Below are 19,227 nucleotides of genomic sequence, written 5' to 3'. Positions count from 1 at the left end.
TAGGGGCGCGGGGAACTGCGCGACCAGCCCATGACCGGGCTGCAGGTCACCACCGGCCCCAATGGGGCAGACGCGTTGTCTCCCGACCACCGGCCAGGTGGGGGCTGAGCGCGCAGTTCCCCGCGCCCCTGTAGGGCACCGACCTCCGCCAGCGCAGCGCACCTTCCCCGCGCCCCTGTAGGGCACCGTCCTCCGCCAGCGCAGCGCGCGTCCCCGCGCCCCTTCGGGGCACGACCTACGCAAGGGCATCGACGTCCCGAAATGACGGCCAGGTATCGCGAATATTGCGAAGAGCCATCGTCTTTTTGCGCAGACTCATGGACTTACTGCGACGCGACTCGTAGTCTCTCCCCGCCTGGCCGGGTGCAACTCCCCCCTCCGCCCCCCTGACCCCGCAAGGACGTGTGCCTGTGTCGCACCTACCGCACAGCCATGAGCCAACCCCCCTACGCAGCCACCGACTCAGACGGCGCGGCACCGCGGCGGTGCTGTCGTTCGCGGTGGCCGCGGCGGCCGCGCTGACCGCTGTGACATTGGCGAACGCGCCCGCGGCGCATGCCGCGGGCGTGCCCGCGCCGTCGCCGATCGGCATCTCCGGGCGCGGCGCGAACGTGCCGTTCAAGGAGCTGGAGGCGGAGTACGCCGCCACCAACGGCACGCTGATCGGGCCCGACCGGTACTACGGCCACCTGCCGTCGGAGGCGTCCGGCCGCCAGGCGGTCACCCTCAACGCGGTGGGCCAGTACGTCGAGTTCACCCTCACCGCCCCGGCGAACGCGATGTCGCTGCGGTACAGCATCCCGGACACCTCCGACGGCAAGGGCCGCGACGCAGCCCTGGACGTACAGGTCAACGGCTCGTCGGTGAAGACGCTGCCTGTGACGTCCAAGTACAGCTGGTACTACGGGGGTTATCCGTTCAACAACAACCCCGGTGACTCCAACCCGCACCACTTCTACGACGAGGCGCGGACCATGTTCGGGTCCACCCTCCCGACCGGCACCAAGGTGCGGGTGCAGGTCACCTCGACCGCCCAGTCGCCGTCCTTCACCATCGACCTGGCCGACTTCGAGCAGGTCGCGGCGCCGATCACGCAGCCCGCGGGCTCGATCAACGCCGTCACCGACTACGGCGTCGACCCGACAGGTGCCACCGACTCCACCGCGAAGATGCAGGCCGCGGTCAACGCGGGCCAGGCACAGGGCAAGACGGTCTACATCCCGCAGGGCACGTACACCCTCTACGACCATGTGGTGGTGGACGGGGTGACCGTGCAGGGCGCCGGTCCCTGGTACACCGTCTTCGGCGGCCGCGACCCGGTCAACCGCAACCGCGCGGCGGGCTTCTACGGCAAGTACGTGTCCGGCGGCGGCTACACCGGGCCGATCCGCCCGCAGGAGGCCGGCGGCCCGAGCAAGAACGTGACGCTCAAGGACTTCGCCATCATCGGCGACATCCAGGAGCGGGTCGACGACGACCAGGTCAACGGCATCGGCGGCGCCATGTCGAACTCGACCGTGGACGACCTGTGGATCCAGCACGTCAAGGTCGGCGCCTGGATGGACGGTCCGATGGACCACTTCACCATCAAGAACAGCCGCATCCTCGACACGACCGCCGACGGCGTCAACTTCCACACCGGGGTGACCAACTCCACCGTCACCAACACCTTCGTGCGGAACACCGGTGACGACGGCCTCGCCTCCTGGCCGCAGAACGTGCCGAACGTCAGTGACAGCTTCGACCACGACACCGTGGTGCTGCCGATCCTGGCGAACAACGTCGTCACGTACGGCGGCAAGGACTTCAATCTGTCCGACAACGTCATGGCCGACACCATCACCAACGGCGGCGGCCTGCACATCGCCAACCGCTACCCCGGCGTCAACTCCGGTTCCGGCACGGCGGTCTCGGGCACCATCACCGCGGCCCGCAACACCCTGATCCGCGCCGGGAACAGCGACTTCAACTGGAACTTCGGCGTCGGCGCCATCTGGTTCGACGGGCTCAACGAACCGATCAGCGGCGCGACGATCAACGTCTCCGACACCGACATCCTGGACAGCTCCTACGAGGCGATCCAGACCATCGAGGGCGGTGTCAGCGGCGTCAACATGACCAATGTGAACATCGACGGGGCCGGCACCTACGCCATCCAGGCGCAGGCCAACGCGACGATGAAGTTCACCAACGTGAAGGCGAAGAACATCGCGCAGGCCGCGACACCGATCCACAACTGCGTGGGCACCGGCTTCGCGATCACCGACGGCGGCGGCAACTCCGGCTGGAACACGGGCACGACCTGCACCGGCACCTGGCCCACCCCGGTGTGGACGAACGGCGGCGTGCCGACCGGCGGTGGCGGCGGTACGACCCCGCCCACCACACCGCCGACGACCCCGCCCACCACTCCCCCGACCACTCCGCCCACCACACCGCCGACGGTCCCGCCGAACGGCAACCTGGCCCAGGGCCACGCCACCACGGCCTCGTCGTCCGTGCAGAACTACACGGGGGCGAACGCCGTCGACGGCAACGCGAGCACGTACTGGGAGAGCAACAGCAACGCCTTCCCGCAGAACCTCACCGTCGACCTGGGCTCCGCGCAGTCGATCGGCAAGGTGACGCTGAAGCTCCCGCCGGCCACCGACTGGGCGACCCGCACCGAGACGCTGGCGGTCCAGGGCTCCACGGACAACTCCAACTGGAACACCCTGAAGGGCTCCGGCGGCGTCACCTTCAACCCGTCGTCGGGCAACACGGCCACGCTCACCTTCGCGGCGGCCACCGCCCGCTACGTCCGGCTGGCCATCACGGGCAACGACGGCTGGCCCGCGGGCCAGATCGCGGAGTTCGAGGTGTACGCGGCCGACGGCACCCCGCCCACCACGCCTCCGCCGACCACCCCGCCGCCCACCACCCCGCCGGCCGGCACCAACCTGGCCCAGGGGCAGCCCGCCTCCGACACCGGGCACACGGACGTCTACGTGGCCTCCCACGCGGTGGACGGCAACGCCGACAGCTACTGGGAGAGCACCGACAGCGCCTTCCCGCAGTCCCTGACCGTCGACCTCGGCGCGTCGCGGACCGTCGGCCGCCTCGTCCTCAAGCTCCCCCCGAGCTGGGGCACCCGTACCGAGACCCTCAGCGTCCTCGGGTCCACCGACAACTCCTCGTACACCACGCTCAAGTCCTCGGCGGGATACACCTTCGACCCCTCCTCGGGCGACAGCGTCACCATCACCCTGACCCCGACCAGCACCCGCTACCTGCGGCTGACCTTCACCGCCAACACCGGCTGGCCGGCGGGCCAGCTCTCCGAACTGGAGGCGTACGGCTCCTGAGGCCGCCGCCGGGCCGGCCCGCCGTGGGACCGGCCCGGACCGACCTCGCCGCGGGCCGGGGTGACGATCTAGGGTCGCTCCCATGGAATACCGTCACCTCGGCCGCAGCGGCCTGATGATCAGCGAGATCGCCTACGGAAACTGGCTCACCCACGGCTCCCAGGTCGAGGAGGACGCCGCCACCGCCTGTGTGCGGGCGGCGCTCGACGCGGGGATCACCACCTTCGACACCGCCGACGTCTACGCGCAGACCCGCGCCGAGTCGGTACTGGGCCGGGCGCTCAAGGGCGAGCGCCGCGAGGGCCTGGAGATCCTCACCAAGGTCTACTGGCCGACGGGCCCCGGTCACAACGACCGGGGCCTGTCGCGCAAGCACATCATGGAATCGATCGACAACTCCCTGCGGCGGCTGCAGACCGACCATGTCGACGTCTACCAGGCGCACCGCTTCGACCGGTTCACGCCGCTGGAGGAGACGATGGAGGCGTTCGCCGACGTCGTGCACTCCGGCAAGGCGCACTACATCGGTGTCTCGGAGTGGACCGCGGACGAGATCCGCCGCGGCCACGCGCTCGCCCGCGAGCTGCGCATCTCACTGGTCTCCAACCAGCCGCAGTACTCCGCGCTCTGGCGGGTCATCGAGGGCGAGGTCGTCCCCGCCTCGGCGGAGCTGGGCATCGGCCAGATCGTCTTCTCGCCGATCGCGCAGGGCGTGCTGACCGGCAAGTACGTGCCCGGGCAGCAGCCGCCCGAGGGGTCGCGCGCGACCGACGACAAGGGCGGCGCGGACATGATCGGCCGCTTCATGCGCGACGAGGTGCTGGAGCGGGTGCAGCAGCTGCACCCGCTGGCCGCGGACGCCGGGCTGAGCCTGGCCCAGCTCGCCGTCGCCTGGGTGCTGCAGAACCCGAACGTCTCGGCGGCGATCGTCGGTGCCTCGCGCCCCGAGCAGGTCACCGAGAACGTGAGGGCCGCCGGTGTGAAGCTCGACGCCGACCTGCTGGCGAAGATGGACGCGGTCCTCGCGCCCGTCGCCGTCACCGACCCTCAGAAGACCCGGCAGAACGCGCCCGCACGGCGTCCGTGACGCCGTATCCGCCCTGCTCATTCCGTACGGCGGCGGGCCCGCTCCGGCCGGGGCGTAGAGTGACTACAGATCTGTAGACGATCTGTGGACAGCTCCACGCACACGGCCGGGCGGGCCCTCGCCGCGCTCCCCGGGGAAGGGCGCGCCCCACGATGACCGCTCCCGACCGGCACCCCGCCGGCGGCCGCCGCCTCGCGGTGCGCCGCCCCTCCGCGCGCCGCGCGCTGCCGCCGGTCGTCCTCGCCCTCCTGCTCGGCCTGCTCGCCTGGTTCGTGACCTGGCGCGGCGGCGTCCCGTACGGCGTGGACACCGGTCCGCACCGCTGGTCGGTCGCGCACCGGCCGTCGGCGATGGTGACGACGGCCCGCGCCGTCACCGATCTGGGCACCGGTCCGGTCCCCTATCTCGCGGCGGCGCTCGGCGGCTGGCTGGGGGGCGGCCCGGGCGCCGGGAGGCGGCGCAGAGCGGTGACCGTGCTGCTCGCGGTGGCCGTCCTGGCGGTCGGGCAGCTGTTGCGCAGCGCGCTGATGCTGGCCGTGCACCGGGCGCGCCCGCCGGCCGCGGACTGGGCGGTGCACGCCTCGGGCCACGCCTTCCCCTCGGGCCATACGGCGAGCAGCGCGATGGCCGCCGGACTACTGGCCTGGGGACTGCTGCGCGCGCTGCCCGGAAGGCCGGGGCAGGTGCTGGCCGGGGTGTCCGTGCTGCTCGCCGCGGCCGTCGGCTGCTCCCGGGTGTACCTGGGCGTGCACTGGCCGACCGACGTGCTGGGCGGCTGGCTGTTCGCCGCCTGCTGGCTCTGCCTGACGCTGCCGCCGCTCACCGCGTTCGTCCGGCGCGGCGGCCCGGAGCCGGAGCCGGAAGGCACGACCGGATCCGACCCGCCCGAAGCGGACTCGGCTCAGACGGACACGCCGTGGGAGCGCAGATAGGCCAGCGGGTCGATGTCGTCGCCGTAGACGGGTCCGGTCCTGATCTCGAAGTGCAGATGCGGCCCTGTGGCGTTGCCGGTCGATCCCGAACGGCCGATCCGCTGACCCGAGTTGACCTTCTGGCCCACCTTCACGGAGATCTGCGACAGATGCCCGTACTGGCTGTAGCGGCCGTCGGCGTGGTGGATGACGATCTGGTAGCCGTACGCGCCGCCCCAGCCCGCCGAGACCACGGTGCCCGCGGCCACCGACTTCACGCTGGTGCCGGTGCCGACCAGGAAGTCGACGCCGGTGTGGTAGCCGCTGGCCCAGTGCGCGCCGGAGGCGTGGTACGGCGTGCCGATCGGCGCGCCGCTGACCGGCAGGGTGTACGCGGTGTGTGACGGTGCGTCAGCGGGCTTGGCCGTACGCTCCAGGGTGCGGGTCCCGGCGGGCGCCACGGACTTCTTGGGCGCGGTGGCCGTACGCGGCCTGGCCTGCGGCGCGGGCGCCGGCTTCGTGTGCGGGGCGGTGAGCGCGAGCCGCTGGCCGGGCAGGATCAGGTCCGGGTCGTCGCCGACGACCGCGCGGTTGTCGGCGTAGAGCCGGGGCCAGCCGCCCGTGACGTGGTGGTCGGCGGCGATGCCGGAGAGCGTGTCGCCGGGCACCACCACATAGTTGTGGGCGGCGGCCGGCGCGGTGTGCGCCTGCGCCGGGTGCGAGGCCGGGTGCGTGGCGGGATGTGTGCTCGGGTGCGAGGTCTTCAGCGGTGTCTCGCGCGCGGACAGCGGCCGTACCTTCGCCGCGGGCACCGTCACCGTGTGCGAGGCGGTCGCGGCCTCCCGGGTGAGTCCGGCACGTACCGAGCAGACCGGCCAGGCGCCGGGGCCCTGGCTGCGCAGCACCCGCTCGGCCACCGCGATCTGCTGGTTCTTCGACGCCAGGTCGGCGCGCGGCGCGTAGACCGTACCGCCGAAGGACTTCCAGGTGCTGGCGGCGAACTGCAGGCCGCCGTAGTACCCGTTGCCGGTGTTGATCTTCCAGTTGCCCGAGGACTCGCAGTTGGCGACCTTGTCCCAGACGCTCCCGGCCGCCGCGTGCGCGCTGCTCAGCCCGATCAGGGGGAGCGCGAGACCGGCGCCGCCCGCGGTGACGGTGAGGGATGCCTGCGACACCCTGCTGGGACGGTAGCGGCGGTGGCGTCCGCGTAAGGGCATGGCACGAGTCCTTCCAGGACCGGCCGTACGGGCCTTGGCTGCCGTACAGGCCGTGGGCTGCCGAACGCCCGCAATACGGGCGCGCCAAAGATAGGCCCCCCGCATAGTCCCCCACAAGAGTGACCGCAAGAGTGCGCTGCGTCGCGATACCGGCGGCGCCGGGGCGCACACACGCCTCGGTACGCTCATCCGATGATCGACTCAACGAGCACCGCCGCCACCGGCGGCGTCAGCGGCACCGCGGGACCCACCGTCAACGTCGGCATCGTCGGAGTGGGCAACTGCGCGTCGTCCCTGGTCCAGGGCGTGCGGTTCTACGCGGACGCCGGGACCGGCGAGGACACCGCACCCGCCGGGCTCACCCACCCGGTGCTGGCGGGCTACGCCGTCTCCGACATCCGCTTCACCTCCGCCTTCGACGTGGACACCGCGAAAACCGGCCTCGACCTGTCCGAGGCGATCTGGGCGGAGCCGAACAACTCCCGGGCCTTCGCCGAGGTCCCGCACCTGGGCGTGCCCGTCACCGAGGGCGCGCTGAGCGACGGGGTCGGCCGCAGCAGCTCCGAGCGGGTGGCCGCCCGCGGCGCCGCGACACTCGACGACATCGTGCGGCGGCTGCGCGAGAGCGGCACCCATGTGCTGGTGAACTTCCTGCCGGTGGGCAGCCAGGCGGCCTCCGAGCTGTACGCCGAGGCCGCGCTGCGGGCCGGGTGCGCCTTCCTCAACTGCATCCCCTCGACGGTGGCGCGCTCACCGCGGTGGGCGGCGGCGTTCGCCGACGCCGGGCTCCCACTGGCCGGGGACGACCTGAAGAGCCAGTTCGGCGCGACCCTGCTGCACCGCGCCCTGGTGGACGTGCTGGCCCGCAACGGCGTACGGCTGCGCAGCACGTACCAGCTGCTGGCGGGCGGCAACATGGACTTCCTCAACATGCAGGACCCGGAGCGGATGGCGACGAAGAAGGCCACCAAGACGCAGGGCGTCTACGGCGGCTCCGGTGAGCGGGCGCCCGCGCATGTCGGGGCGGACTTCGTGCCCTTCCTCGGCGACCGCAAGGTCGCCTTCATCCGGATCGACGGCGAGGGCTTCGGCGGCACCCCGCTGGAGATCGACCTGCGGATGGAGGTCGACGACTCGCCGAGCGCGGCCGGGAACGTCCTGGACGCGGTCCGCTGCCTGAAGGCCGCGCTGGACCGCGGGATCGGCGGTGTGGTGGACCCGGTGGCCGCCGCCGTCATGAAGGCGCCGCCGGTCGCGCTCGACGAGGCGGAGGTCGCGGCCGGGTTGCGCGCACTGTCCGACGGCTGATCAGCGGACGGCGGGCGGCGGCGATGTGACGGACCGTCGGAATATCGGCGGACCGGACCGCGGCACGTCACGCCGGTGGTGATGTGACGGACCGTCGGGAAAACGCCGGATCGGGTCGCGGCACGTCACGCCGGTGGCCGTGTGCCTCATCCGGATGGTCCCCGCCACCGCGCGGTACCGCCGGATGCGTTTTTACGGTGACGCCATGAACGTCTTCCGCCCCCCGCTGTCCCGCCCCGCCCACAGCCGTACCACCCTCGCCACCAGCCTCGCCGTGGGCTGCTGCCTGGCCGCCGCGGCGGTCGCCCTCGCGCCCGCCGCGGTCGCCTCCGGTGACGGCGGGCAGGGCTCGTCGGCCGCCGCCGCGACCTCGGCGCTGGTGGGCGGCCCGCTGCTCTCCGGAGGGGGTGTGGTCTACCAGCCGACCGACGGCGTACCGGCCCCGCCGTCGCTGACCGCGCTGTCGTGGACCATCTCCGACGCGCGGACCGGCCAGGTCTTCGCCGCCAAGGACGCGCACCGCGCGCTGCCGCCCGCCAGCACCCTCAAGACGCTGTTCGCGATCACCGTGCTGCCGCGCTTCCCCGCGACCACCACCCATGTGGTCACCGACGCCGACCTGGCGGGCATCGGCGCGGGCAGCAGCCTGGTCGGTGTCCAGGCCCAGCAGAAGTACACCGTCGCCGACCTGTGGCGCGGGGTCTTCCTCAGCTCGGGCAACGACGCCGTGCACGTACTGGCGCACATGAACGGCTCGGTGGCGCTGACCGTCCGTCAGATGCAGGCCAAGGCACGGATGCTGGGCGCCGACGACACCCATGTGGTCTCCCCCGACGGCTACGACTACCCGGGCCAGGTCTCCTCGGCCTACGACCTGGCGCTCTTCGCCCGCGCGGGCCTGTCCAACCCCGACTTCGCCGGATACGTCTCCACCGCCACCGCCGAGTTCCCCGGCGGCTACGACGCCAAGGGCAACCTGGTGAAGTCCTTCGGCATCCAGAACACCAACCGGCTGCTGACCGGCGCCAACGGTGTCGGGGTGTACCCGGGCATCATCGGGGTCAAGAACGGCTACACCACCAACGCGGGCAACACCCTGGTGGCCGCCGCCCGGCACGGCTCGCGCACCCTGATCGCCACCGTGATGAACCCGCAGTCCGGCCTCCCGCAGGCCGTCTACCACGAGGCGGGCGCCCTGCTGGACTGGGGGTTCAAGGCCGCGGGCAAGGCAGGCTCGGTCGGCACTCTCAACGCCACCAGCGCCGACTACCGCATCGCCACGGGCCACCCGCTGCCCGCGGAGAAGGACACCCACCCCGCTCCGGTCCCGGTCGCCGCCGCCCCGCACACCCCCACCCGCGCGGAGGCCGCGCCCTCCTCCCCCACCGCCTGGTACGTGGGCGGCGCCCTGGCACTGGCCTCCGCCGGCTCGGTGCTGGTACTGCGCCGCCGGTCCTCGGCGAAGACCCGCGGCAACGGCGGGAAGGAGGGGCAGTGACGGCGAAGTAGCGGCGGCAGTACGCTCGGTGGATTGGTGGACCGCAGCGTGCGCGTCCCGGCGCGCCGAAAGGAAGCCGTCCCCGTATGACCCGCCGTAGCACCGGTCCGGTATCCGCATGGGCCGAAGTCCAGCGGCAGCAGCAGCGCCAGCAGGAGGCGGAGCGCCGGGCCTGGGCGCAGCAGGAACGGGAGCGGGAGCGCCGCCAGCGGCAGGCCGAGCGGGCGGCGGCCCGCAGCCACCGGGAGCAGCAGGCCGCCTACCGGCAGCGCCGCGAGGCCGACGCGCGACTGCGCACCGAGGAGCTGGACCGGCGGATGGCCGAGCTCTCCGGGCTGCTGGCGGCCGGCTGCGCCGCGCCGCCCTTCACGCCCGAGGCGCTGATGACGCCGGAGCGGATCGAGCCGTTCGCGCCGGGCCGTCTGGCGGAGCCGGTCCCGATGCCGCACCCGGACGCCTACGCGCCGCCGCAGCGCGGCGGCTGGGGCTTCGGCGGCCGCCAGGAGCGGGAACAGGCCCGCGCCCGGTACGAGGCCGACCTGCGGACCGCGCAGGCCGCCGAGGCCCAGCGGCAGCGGCAACTGGCCGCCTACCAGCGGCAGTACCAGGAGTGGGCGGACCAGCGGCTGGGCGAGATACGCCGGCACAACGCCGAGGTGACGGCCTCGGTCGCCGCGCTGCGCGAGCGCGACCCCGACGCGGTGGTGGAGTATCTGACCGCCGCCCTCTACGCCTCCGGCGCCTGGCCGCAGGACCTGCCCCGCCAGGTGTCCGCGTCCTTCGGCGCCGCCGAGCGCCAACTCGTGCTCAACTGGGAGCTGCCGGGGTACGCCGCGGTCCCCGAGGCGTCCGCGGTCCGGTACATGCCCACCGCGGACCGGGACAAGGACGTCGCGCGGCCGGCCGCCGAGCGCCGCGCCGCGTACCGCGCCCTGCTGGCGGGCTGTGTGCTGCTGGTGCTGCGCGAGCTGTTCGCCGCCGACCGCTTCGACGTCCTCGACTCGGTGGTCCTCAACGGGTTCGTCGACGACACCGACCCGGCCACCGGCCACCGCTCCCAGGTCTTCCTCGCCACCGTCATGGTCACCAGGGCCGAGTTCACGGCGCTGAACCTGGCGCAGGTCGACGCCGAGGAGTGCCTGGTGGGCGCCCTGCGCGGGCAGCTCTCCGCGCGTCCCGACAAGCGGACCCCGGTACGGACCGGCCGGCTGCCCGAGGACGTCGGCCGCGCGGTGGTCACCCACGGCGGGGACGAGGAGCCCGAGCTGTTCTCGATGGACCCGCTGGAGTTCGAGGACCTGGTCGCGGAGCTGTTCCGGGCCATGGGCATGCAGGCGGTGACCACCGAGCGCTCGGGCGACGGCGGGGTGGACGTGGACGCGCTCGATCCCGACCCGATACGGGGCGGCAGGATCGTGGTCCAGGTGAAGCGGTACCGGCACACCGTGCCGCCCACCGCGGTGCGCGACCTCTACGGCACGGTGCAGAGCGAGGGCGCGAACAAGGGGGTGCTGATCACCACCTCGGGCTTCGGCCCCGGCTCGTACACCTTCGCCAGCGGCAAACCGATGACGCTGGTCTCGGGACCCGAACTGGTCCACCTGCTGCACCAGCACGGTCTGCGGGGGCGGCTGGGCGACCCGCGGGGCGAGGACCGCGGCCCCGCACCGGCGCATCCGGCCACCGTGCCGGACATGCCGGGCTTCGACGACTCCGGCGACGCCGACGACTCGGCGAGCGTGCTCGGCATGTGGTGGTCGGGCGACGTCCGCCTCGACGTGTGCGCGCTGGTCTGCGCGGGCGGCCGGGTGCTGGACGACGACCACTTCGTGTTCTTCAACAACCTGCGCACCCCGGACGGCAGTGTGCGGATGATGCCGGGTTCCGGCGAGGACAAGGCCGCGATCTGGGTGGACTTCGACCGGCTCCCGGCGCGCGCCGACCGGGTGGTGCTGGTCGCCGCGATCGACCCGGACGCCGACCCCGGCGCCGACCTCACCGGGTTCACCGACGCCAGGATCCGGCTGACCGACCCCTCGGGGACGGAGGCCGACCGGCTGGACGTCTCCGACGGCAGGCCCGGCGAGACCGCTCTGGTGCTCGGCTCCTTCCGCAGGCGCGCCGACGGCGACTGGCGCTTCGTGGCGGGCGGCAAGGGCTACGCGGGCCCCGGCGGCCTGGTCGCACTGGTCGAGGAGCACGGCATAGCGGTGGAATGACCCCCTGAAGCCCGAAGGGGGGAACAACTTCCCCCACTCGTGTGTTACCTTCACAGCAGCACGTGTCTGCGCCCTGTTTGCGGCGCCCGTGCCGACAGTGAATCCGCACCCCCTTCTCGGCGGTGCCTCTCCTCACCGGCCGCCTTCCGGCATCTGAGCTTTTCCGTCCGTCCGGCCACCGGTGGTCTTCGCGGTTCGTGGAGCGTGTCGTGCCCGCTCACGCCGAAATCCCCGCAAGTCACCCCCGCACGGCGATGCGTCGTGCGCAGAACTTCCGTCCGCGAAAGGACGATCCTCATGACCGAGACTCTCGAACGCCCGCCCGTCCAGCAGAAGTTGCCGGACCGGGTGCTGGGCGTACTCGACCTCAACGGCGGCCACGGCCGCCTCCGTACCCACGGGTGGCAGGCGTCACCCGACGACATCCAGGTGTCGCAGGCCCAGATCCGGCAGGCGGGCCTGCGCAAGGGCGATCTGGTGACCGGTGTCACCGGGCGGCCCGGGGCGCTGGGCCGGGTGGACCTCGTCAACGGTCTGCCCGCCGAATCCCTGCGCGGCCGCCCGCACTTCGCCGACCTCACCCCCCTGCATCCCGGTGAGCGGCTCCGGTTGGAGCACGGCTCCGGCGCGGGCGCCATGGCCGGGCGGGTGATGGACCTGGTCACCCCGGTCGGGAAGGGGCAGCGCGGTCTGATCGTGGCGCCCCCGAAGGCCGGCAAGACCATGGTGCTGCAGAGCATCGCGGCGGCCGTCGCCGCCAACCACCCCGACTGCCATCTCATGGTGGTGCTGCTCGACGAGCGCCCCGAGGAGGTCACCGACATGCGCAGGAGTGTGCGCGGCGAGGTGATCTCCTCCACCTTCGACCAGCCCGCCAAGGTGCACATCGCCGTGGCCGAACTCGCCGTCGAGCGGGCGAAGCGGCTGGTCGAGCAGGGGCAGGACGTGGTGATCCTGCTCGACTCGCTGACCCGGCTGTGCCGGGCGTACAACAACGCGGCCTCGAACAACGGCCGTACGCTCTCCGGCGGTGTCGACGCCGCCGCGCTGCTGGGCCCCAAGCGGCTGTTCGGCGCGGCCCGCACGGCCGAGGAGGGCGGCTCGCTGACCATCCTGGCCACCGCGCTGGTGGACACCGGCTCGCGCGCCGACAACTACTACTACGAGGAGCTGAAGAGCACCGGCAACATGGAGCTGCACCTGGACCGCGCGCTGGCCGAGCGGCGGATCTTCCCGGCCGTGGACGTCACGGTCTCCAGCACCCGCCGCGAGGAACTGCTCATCCCGGCCGCCGAGTTGTCGGTGGTACGCGGCCTGCGCCGCGCGCTGCACGGCCGTGGCGCCCAGTCCGGCCTGGAGGTGCTGCTGGAACGGCTGCGGCAGTCCCCCGACAACGCCGCCTTCCTGCGGCAGATCCAGGCCACGCTGCCCGGCGCCCAGGACTGACCGCCACCGGCCGGAAATTCAGTGGCGACCCGCCGTCCGGCCGCATGATGATCGGCCGGTGGACGACAACTCGCTGGAGGAGCGCTTCCTGCGCGACGGGTTCGTGACGATCGAGGGCGCCTTCCCGGCCGAGACCGCGGCGGCCTGCGCGGACCTGCTGTGGGAGCGGACCGGTTGCGACCCGGACGACCCCGCCACCTGGACGAAGCCGGTGCACTGGGTCCACGACATGGCACAGCCGCCCTTCGTCGAGGCGGCCAACACCCCTGTCCTGCATGCCGCGTTCGACCGGCTGGTGGGCGCGGGCCGCTGGGTGCCGCGGCCGTCACTGGGGTCGTTCCCACTGCGCTTCCCGCACCCGGAGGAGCCGGACGACGCGGGCTGGCACATCGAGGGCAGCTATCTGCCGCCCGGCGCGAACTGGTACTTCGCCAATCTGCGGTCGAAGGACCGCGCGCTGCTGATGCTCTTCCTGTTCTCCGAGGTCGGTCCCGAGGACGCGCCGACCCGCATCCGGGTCGGCTCCCATCTGGACGTGCCGCCGATCCTGCGGCGGTTCGGCGAGGAGGGCGCCTCGGGGCTGGCGATCGCCCCCGAACTGGTCGCGGCCAGTGCGCACCGGCCGCTCGCCCTGGCCACCGGCAGCCCGGGCGATGTGTACCTGTGCCACCCGTTCCTGGTGCACGCCGCGCAGCCGCACCACGGCAGCCGCCCCCGTTTCATGGCGCAGCCGCCGCTCCACCCGGCGGTCCCCTACGAGCTGGAGCGCGCCGACGGCGGGTACTCACCCGTCGAGGCGGCGATCCGGCACGGCCTCGCCGCCGGTGCCGGCCCCGGCGAGGCGATCGGCTAGCGTGCCCACCATGCTGCACGGACGGGACGGGGAGGCCGCCGCGATCGGCGCGCTGCTGGACGGGGCGCGTACCGGGCGCAGCGGTGTGCTGGTGCTGCGCGGGGCCGCCGGGATCGGCAAGACCGCGCTGCTGGAGCACGCGGTGGCCCATGCGGACGGGATGACGGTGGTACGCGGCTCGGGCGTCGAGTTCGAGGCCGAACTGCCCTTCGCCGGGCTGCAGTTGCTGCTGCGGACGGCGCTGGGTTCGCTGGACGCGCTGCCGGTGCCGCAGGCGAAGGCGCTGCGCGCAGCCTTCGGGCTGGCGGCCGACGGCGCGGGCGAGCCGATGTTCGTGGGTCTGGCCGTGCTGTCGCTGCTGTCGGACCACGCGGGCGACGGGCCGCTGCTGTGCGTGGTGGACGACGCCCAGTGGCTGGACCGGGCCTCGACCGACGCGCTGATCTTCGCCGCCCGCCGGCTGGACGCGGAGGGGATCGCGATGGTCTTCGCCGCCCGGGACGGCGAGGGCGCGTTCACCGCGCCCGGCCTGCCGGAGCTGCGGCTGGACGCACTCGGCGAGGACGCGGCGGCGGCGCTGCTGTCGGAGCGCGGCGGCGCGCTGTCCGACACCGCGGCCAAACGGGTGCTCTCCGAGGCGCAGGGCAATCCGCTGGCACTGCTCGAACTGCCGCTGGGCCTGCGGGGCGAGCCGGGCGCCGCGGCCTCGCCCGCCGCCTCCCCCGGTATCGACGGGCCGGGCGCGCTGCCGCTCACCAGCCGCCTGCAGATGGCGTTCCACGGCCGGGTGAGCCATCTCCCGCAGGCCACCCAGGCGTTGCTGCTGGTGGCCGCCGCCGACCACACCGGCGAACTGGGCACCATTTTGCGAGCCTCCGCCCGACTCGGCGCGGCCGTGGCGGATCTGGCGCCCGCTCAGGACAGCGGCCTGGTCGTGGTGGACGGCGACAGCGTGCGCTTCCGGCATCCGCTGGTGCGCGCCGCGATCCACCAACGGGCGCCGCTGTCGGAGCGGTTGGCGGCCCACCGGGCGCTCGCCGAGGCCGCCGACCCGGTCCGCGATCCCGACCACCGCGCCTGGCACCTCGCTGCCGCCGCCACCGGCCCCGACGAGGCGGTGGCCACGGCGCTGGAGGACACCGCGGGCCGGGCCCGCGAGCGGAGCGGCTACACGGCGGCCGCCCTCGCCTATGAGCGGGCCGCCCGGCTCAGCACCGATCCCGCCGCCCGCACCGGGCGGCTGGTGCGGGCCGCCGAGTCCGCCTCGGAGGCCGGGGAGATCGACCGGGCCAGGGGCTTCGCGGAGCTGGCCGGACGCGCCGCCACCGATCCCGCGCTGCGGGCCAGGACCCTGCACGTCCGCGCGCTCGCCGACTTCTGGCAGGGCGACTTCCCCGCCGCGCACCGGCTGCTGACCGAGGGCGCGGGGCTGGTCGCGACGTCCGACCCGGCGCGGGCCGGCGGGATGCTGGTGCAGGCCGCGCACACCGCCTGGTATCTGGGGGGTGACGTGGTCGCCGACACCCTGGAGCGGCTGGCCGCCCTCGATCTGCCCGCGGACGCGCCGATCCGGCCGGTCGCGGACTTCCTGACCCGCGCCCTGGGCCGCGCGGCGAGCAGCACACCGCCCGCCCTGGACGAGGCGGCGGCCGCGGCCCGCGCCGCGGGGGACGGCCGGCTCGACCCGCGCGACCTGGTGATGCTCTGCGGGGTCGGCCTGACGCTGGGCCAGGACGCCGCGTCGCACGCGCTGACCAGCGCGCTGATCGCGGAGAGCCGCGACAGCGGCGGCGTCGGCAGGCTGACCACGCTGATGTTCTTCCACTCCGAGGCGGAGATCTTCGAGAGCCGCTACGACGACGCCCACGCCACCGCGAGCGAGGCGCTGCGCATTTCCCGGGACACCGGGCAGGCTCAATGGGTCAGCCAGCTCAGCAGCGTCCTGGCGCATGTGGCGGCGGTCCGCGGCGACGAGGAGGGCTGCCGCCGCCACGTGGACGAGGCGCTGTCCGGCGGCACGGGCGGGGCGATGGCCCCGGGCGCCCCGTGGGCGTACTGGGCGCAGGGGCTGCACGAACTGGGCCTGGGCCACCCCCAGTCGGCGCTCGACCGGCTCGCGCTGCTGACCGAGGCGACGGTACGGCACCACATCTGCGCCACCCGCAGCGTCCCCGACCTGCTGGAGGCCGCGGTCCGGCTGGGCACGCCCGAGCGCGCGGAGGAGCCCTTCGCTCGCTTCACGGCGTGGGCGGACCGGTCGGGCCAGGACTGGGCGCGGGCGCTGGTGCTGCGCTGCCGGGCGCTGCTGGCCCCGGACACCGAGGCGGAGCGGCTCTTCACCGCGGCCCTCGCCGCGCACGACCCGCACCGCCGGGCGATGGAGTCGGCCCGCACCGCGCTGCTGTACGGGGAGTGGCTGCGCCGGGCGCGCCGCAAGAGCGAGGCGCGCGGCCGGCTGCGTACCGCGCTCGACACCTTCGAACGGCTCGGCGCGCGCCCGTGGGCGGACCGGGCCCGCAGCGAACTGGGCGCGTCCGGCGCCTCGGTGACGGTGGGTCAGGAGAGCAGGTCGGCGGCCGACGAGGCGGGGCTGACCCCGCAGGAGTCGCAGATCGTCCGGCTGGCCGCACAGGGCATGTCCAACAAGGACATCGCGGCGCAGCTCTTCCTCAGCCCGCGGACCGTCGGCTACCACCTGTACAAGGCGTATCCGAAGCTGGGCGTGGTCTCGCGCGGCGAACTGGCCGCGCTCTTCGGCTGACCCCGGACATGGCGGTGCCCGCCCGGTCGTGGACCGGGCGGGCACTGGAGCCGCCGTACCGCTGGGGTTCGCGGTGTGACGGGGACCTGGGGTCAGCCGTGGAGTCAGACGGTGACGCCGTGCGCGGCCAGGTAGGCGACGGGGTCGATGTCCGAGCCGTAGTACGGGGTGGTGCGGACCTCGAAGTGCAGGTGCGGCCCGGTCACGTTGCCGGTCGCGCCCGACAGGCCGATCTGCTGGCCCTCGGTGACCGTCTGGCCGGCCGAGACGAGCAGCTGCGACTGGTGGGCGTACAGGGTGTACTTGCCGTCGGGGTGCTTGATGATCACGTCGTTGCCGTACGCGCCGTCCCAGCCCGCGGAGACCACGGTGCCCGCGGCGATCGCGTGGATCGGGGTGCCGGTGCCGACCAGGAAGTCGACGCCGGTGTGGTAGCCGCTGGACCAGTTGGAACCGGCCTGGTGGTACGGGGTGCCGATGGCCGCGTTGCCGACCGGCTTGGTGTAGCCGGAGTCGGTGGTCTTCACGGCCGCGGGCTTCGCGGCGGGCTTGACGGCCTTCTTCGCGGGCGCGGGCACGGCCTTCTTCACCACGGCGTGCTGCGCGGTGTTCGGGCCGTTGAGGGTGAGCTTCTCGCCCGGGCGGATGATGTTCGGGTTGGAGCCGATGACCGTCTTGTTGTCGTTGTAGACACGGTGCCAGCCGCCCGCCACGTGGTGGCTGGTGGCGATCTTCGACAGGGTGTCGCCGCGGACGACCTTGTACTGCGTGGCCTTCGGGGCGGCCTTGGGGGCCGCGTGCGGGGCCTGGGCGGCGACGGCGGCGGGCGCGGAGGCCGGGGTCTGCGCGGAGGCGATGTCGGCGCCCACCAGCGGCAGGGCGATGGCGACACCACCGGTACCGGCGATGACGCAGATCCGGGTGAGGCGGCTGAGGCTGCGGGGCTTGCGGTGCTGTCCCTGTGCGGGCATGGGGGATTCCTCTCCTACGCCTGCGAGGTGAGCTGTCGGGTTCGGGCAGGAGATGCCCGGTCGCGTGGGTCCGGCCGTCGCTGTGCACGGCGCCGCGAACTTCACCCCGAGCCGTACCGCGTCCGCGGTACGGCGGCTTACCTGGGTCCCCCGCCCCTGCCGTCGGTGATCAAAGTCCAGGAAACCGGGCGGCGGCAGGATTCGGCGTTCCGCCCGACGGATGATCGCGGGTATCCGACCCGCGGAGAGCGAAGCTAGACGACTGTCCGATCTGCGGGCAACCAACCGCGATGCGCCGCAAATCACCCCGGCTCGGACACCGGGACGCCTCGTCACACCCCGTCGCCCGAGGGCCACCACAGCGTGGCCATCACACTCACCCTGGGTGAAAGCCCGTCAGACATGGGGTGATAAAGCACCCGGATCGGACACCGTGGGTACTCCCGGGCAATCGGACCGTGTTCCTGGCGTGACGCGCCTCACTCCGGTGTCATGAAGTGAGCCGCATCACGCTGAAATACCTCTATTTGCAGGGCATTTCGGATATTCCACCCATGTCCTCACCACGCCCGGCCGCGGCTCACCAGGTGCCGGGCCTGCCGCCGATCCGGGCGTCCAGCGTGCGGCAGAGCCGGTACGCCACCGGCCGGAAGCCGACCGCGGGCCAGTGCCCCGCGGCCAGCGGCGAGGCGGAGTGCCAGCGGGCCGACATGTAGCGGTGCCCGTTGTCGTACGCCCAGGCCAGCGCGGTGGCCAGCAGCACCCTGCTGATGCCCTCGCCGCGGGCGGAGGGCTCCACGTAGGCCTCGGCGAGGGCGACGCAGGACTCGGGGATCACCGGGTCGGGGGTGGCGGGGACGACCAGCACCATGCCGATCTCCTCGCCGCGCCGGGCGGCGATCCAGGCGGCGGAGCGCGGGTCGGCGAGCGCGTCGGCGTAGTGCAGGCGCAGCGCGGCGAGCGCGCCCTCCGGCTGCGGCAGGAACATCGCGGACTCGCGCTGCCGGCGCGAGGACTCGGCGGCCATCCTGCCGATCTGCGGCAGGTCGCCGGGGCCCGCGCGACGGATGCCGAGCCCCTCGACACCGCGCGGCTGGCGCCCGCGGGCCTTGACCGCCATCAGCCCCTGGACGAGTTCGCGGCCGAAGCCGAGGTCGGACCAGGGGGCGGTGGCGGCCTCGCCCGCCGGTACCTCGACGTAGTGGACCAGCCGCCGGTCGGCGACGAGGCGTTCGGCGACCCTGGCGTACAGGCCGCGCAGCACCTCCGACTCGCGCCCGCCGGGCAGCGCGTGGCCGCCGTAGGGAACCAGCGCCGAGCGCGGGTGGCTGCGCAGCGCGGCCGGGTCGTCAGGGCCGAGGTCGACCGGGACCGCGGCGAGATGCCCGCAGAGCCCGCCGTCGCCGTCCAGCGCCCGGCACGCCTCGAGACCCGGAGTGGCCAGCAGCTTGCCGAGCAACTCCTCGCCGCGGACCGGCCCGTCGGACAGCCACGAGCGCTGCGACGGGGGCAGTCTCGCCCGCGAGAACCAGCGGTCGTACCGCTGCGCGGCCAGAGGTATGTGCTCGGAAGTCAGCGGCGCGATGGCGACAGTCATGGTGGTTGGTGACGC

At 73.3% G+C, this 19,227-nt stretch carries 12 protein-coding genes and 1 riboswitch; of the genes, 9 read left to right on the top strand and 3 right to left on the bottom strand.

Translation table 11 applies throughout. The annotated features are described in order from the left end of the window. The first annotated feature begins 485 nt into the window (after positions 1-485). The 3 genes from AB0M29_RS31800 to AB0M29_RS31790 all read left to right on the top strand — a co-directional run bounded on the left by AB0M29_RS31800 (position 486) and on the right by AB0M29_RS31790 (position 5,363). The gene (locus tag AB0M29_RS31800; RefSeq protein ID WP_365388937.1) at positions 486-3,344 is read left to right on the top strand and encodes a discoidin domain-containing protein; all 2,859 of its coding nucleotides are present in this window, start codon (positions 486-488) and stop codon (positions 3,342-3,344) included. Between the two features lie 82 nt (positions 3,345-3,426). Further along, positions 3,427-4,431, top strand: a complete 1,005-nt coding sequence (locus AB0M29_RS31795; RefSeq protein ID WP_365388935.1) for an aldo/keto reductase family protein — start codon at positions 3,427-3,429, stop codon at positions 4,429-4,431. A 152-nt stretch (positions 4,432-4,583) separates the two neighbouring features. Further along, on the top strand, positions 4,584-5,363 hold the full coding sequence (locus tag AB0M29_RS31790) for a phosphatase PAP2 family protein (RefSeq protein ID WP_365388934.1): 780 nt from the start codon (positions 4,584-4,586) through the stop codon (positions 5,361-5,363). Here the strand turns inward: AB0M29_RS31790 and AB0M29_RS31785 are convergent. Further along, complete coding sequence (locus tag AB0M29_RS31785) at positions 5,333-6,559, bottom strand: transglycosylase family protein (RefSeq protein ID WP_365388932.1); 1,227 nt, start codon at positions 6,557-6,559, stop codon at positions 5,333-5,335. The two genes, AB0M29_RS31790 and AB0M29_RS31785, sit on opposite strands and share 31 nt — an antisense overlap. A 192-nt stretch (positions 6,560-6,751) precedes the next feature. On the opposite strand from AB0M29_RS31785, the gene AB0M29_RS31780 reads away from it, so the two are divergent. The 6 genes from AB0M29_RS31780 (at position 6,752) to AB0M29_RS31755 (ending at position 16,644) form a co-directional block, all read left to right on the top strand. After that, a complete protein-coding gene (locus AB0M29_RS31780; RefSeq protein ID WP_365388931.1) occupies positions 6,752-7,867 on the top strand; it encodes an inositol-3-phosphate synthase in 1,116 nt (371 codons plus the stop codon). 205 nt (positions 7,868-8,072) lie between these two features. Next, positions 8,073-9,365, top strand: a complete 1,293-nt coding sequence (locus AB0M29_RS31775) for a D-alanyl-D-alanine carboxypeptidase (RefSeq protein WP_365388930.1) — start codon at positions 8,073-8,075, stop codon at positions 9,363-9,365. 86 nt (positions 9,366-9,451) lie between these two features. Continuing rightward, complete coding sequence (locus tag AB0M29_RS31770) at positions 9,452-11,584, top strand: restriction endonuclease (RefSeq protein WP_365388928.1); 2,133 nt, start codon at positions 9,452-9,454, stop codon at positions 11,582-11,584. A 297-nt stretch (positions 11,585-11,881) separates the two neighbouring features. Next, a complete protein-coding gene (gene rho / locus AB0M29_RS31765) occupies positions 11,882-13,030 on the top strand; it encodes a transcription termination factor Rho (RefSeq protein WP_365388926.1) in 1,149 nt (382 codons plus the stop codon). Between the two features lie 58 nt (positions 13,031-13,088). Further along, positions 13,089-13,883, top strand: coding sequence for a phytanoyl-CoA dioxygenase family protein (locus AB0M29_RS31760; RefSeq protein WP_365388923.1), 795 nt, complete (start codon positions 13,089-13,091; stop codon positions 13,881-13,883). Between the two features lie 10 nt (positions 13,884-13,893). Next, a complete protein-coding gene (locus AB0M29_RS31755) occupies positions 13,894-16,644 on the top strand; it encodes an AAA family ATPase (RefSeq protein WP_365388921.1) in 2,751 nt (916 codons plus the stop codon). Positions 16,645-16,748: 104 nt separating this feature from the next. On the opposite strand, the gene AB0M29_RS31750 is transcribed toward AB0M29_RS31755, so the two are convergent. Beyond that, the gene (locus tag AB0M29_RS31750) at positions 16,749-17,615 is read right to left on the bottom strand and encodes a peptidoglycan DD-metalloendopeptidase family protein (protein WP_365388920.1); all 867 of its coding nucleotides are present in this window, start codon (positions 17,613-17,615) and stop codon (positions 16,749-16,751) included. A 4-nt stretch (positions 17,616-17,619) separates the two neighbouring features. Beyond that, positions 17,620-17,793, bottom strand: a riboswitch (cyclic di-AMP (ydaO/yuaA leader). A 402-nt stretch (positions 17,794-18,195) separates the two neighbouring features. Beyond that, positions 18,196-19,212 carry a GNAT family N-acetyltransferase gene (locus AB0M29_RS31745; protein WP_365388918.1) on the bottom strand — a complete coding sequence of 339 codons (1,017 nt, stop codon included), beginning with the start codon at positions 19,210-19,212 and terminating at the stop codon, positions 18,196-18,198. Positions 19,213-19,227: the final 15 nt, after the last annotated feature.

Origin of the sequence: Streptomyces sp. NPDC051976, assembly GCF_040680795.1 — a bacterium.
In the GTDB taxonomy this organism is placed as follows: Bacteria; Actinomycetota; Actinomycetes; order Streptomycetales; family Streptomycetaceae; genus Actinacidiphila.
The sequence above is the reverse complement of the archived record's forward strand: the minus strand, read 5'-3'. Positions and strand labels throughout refer to the sequence as shown.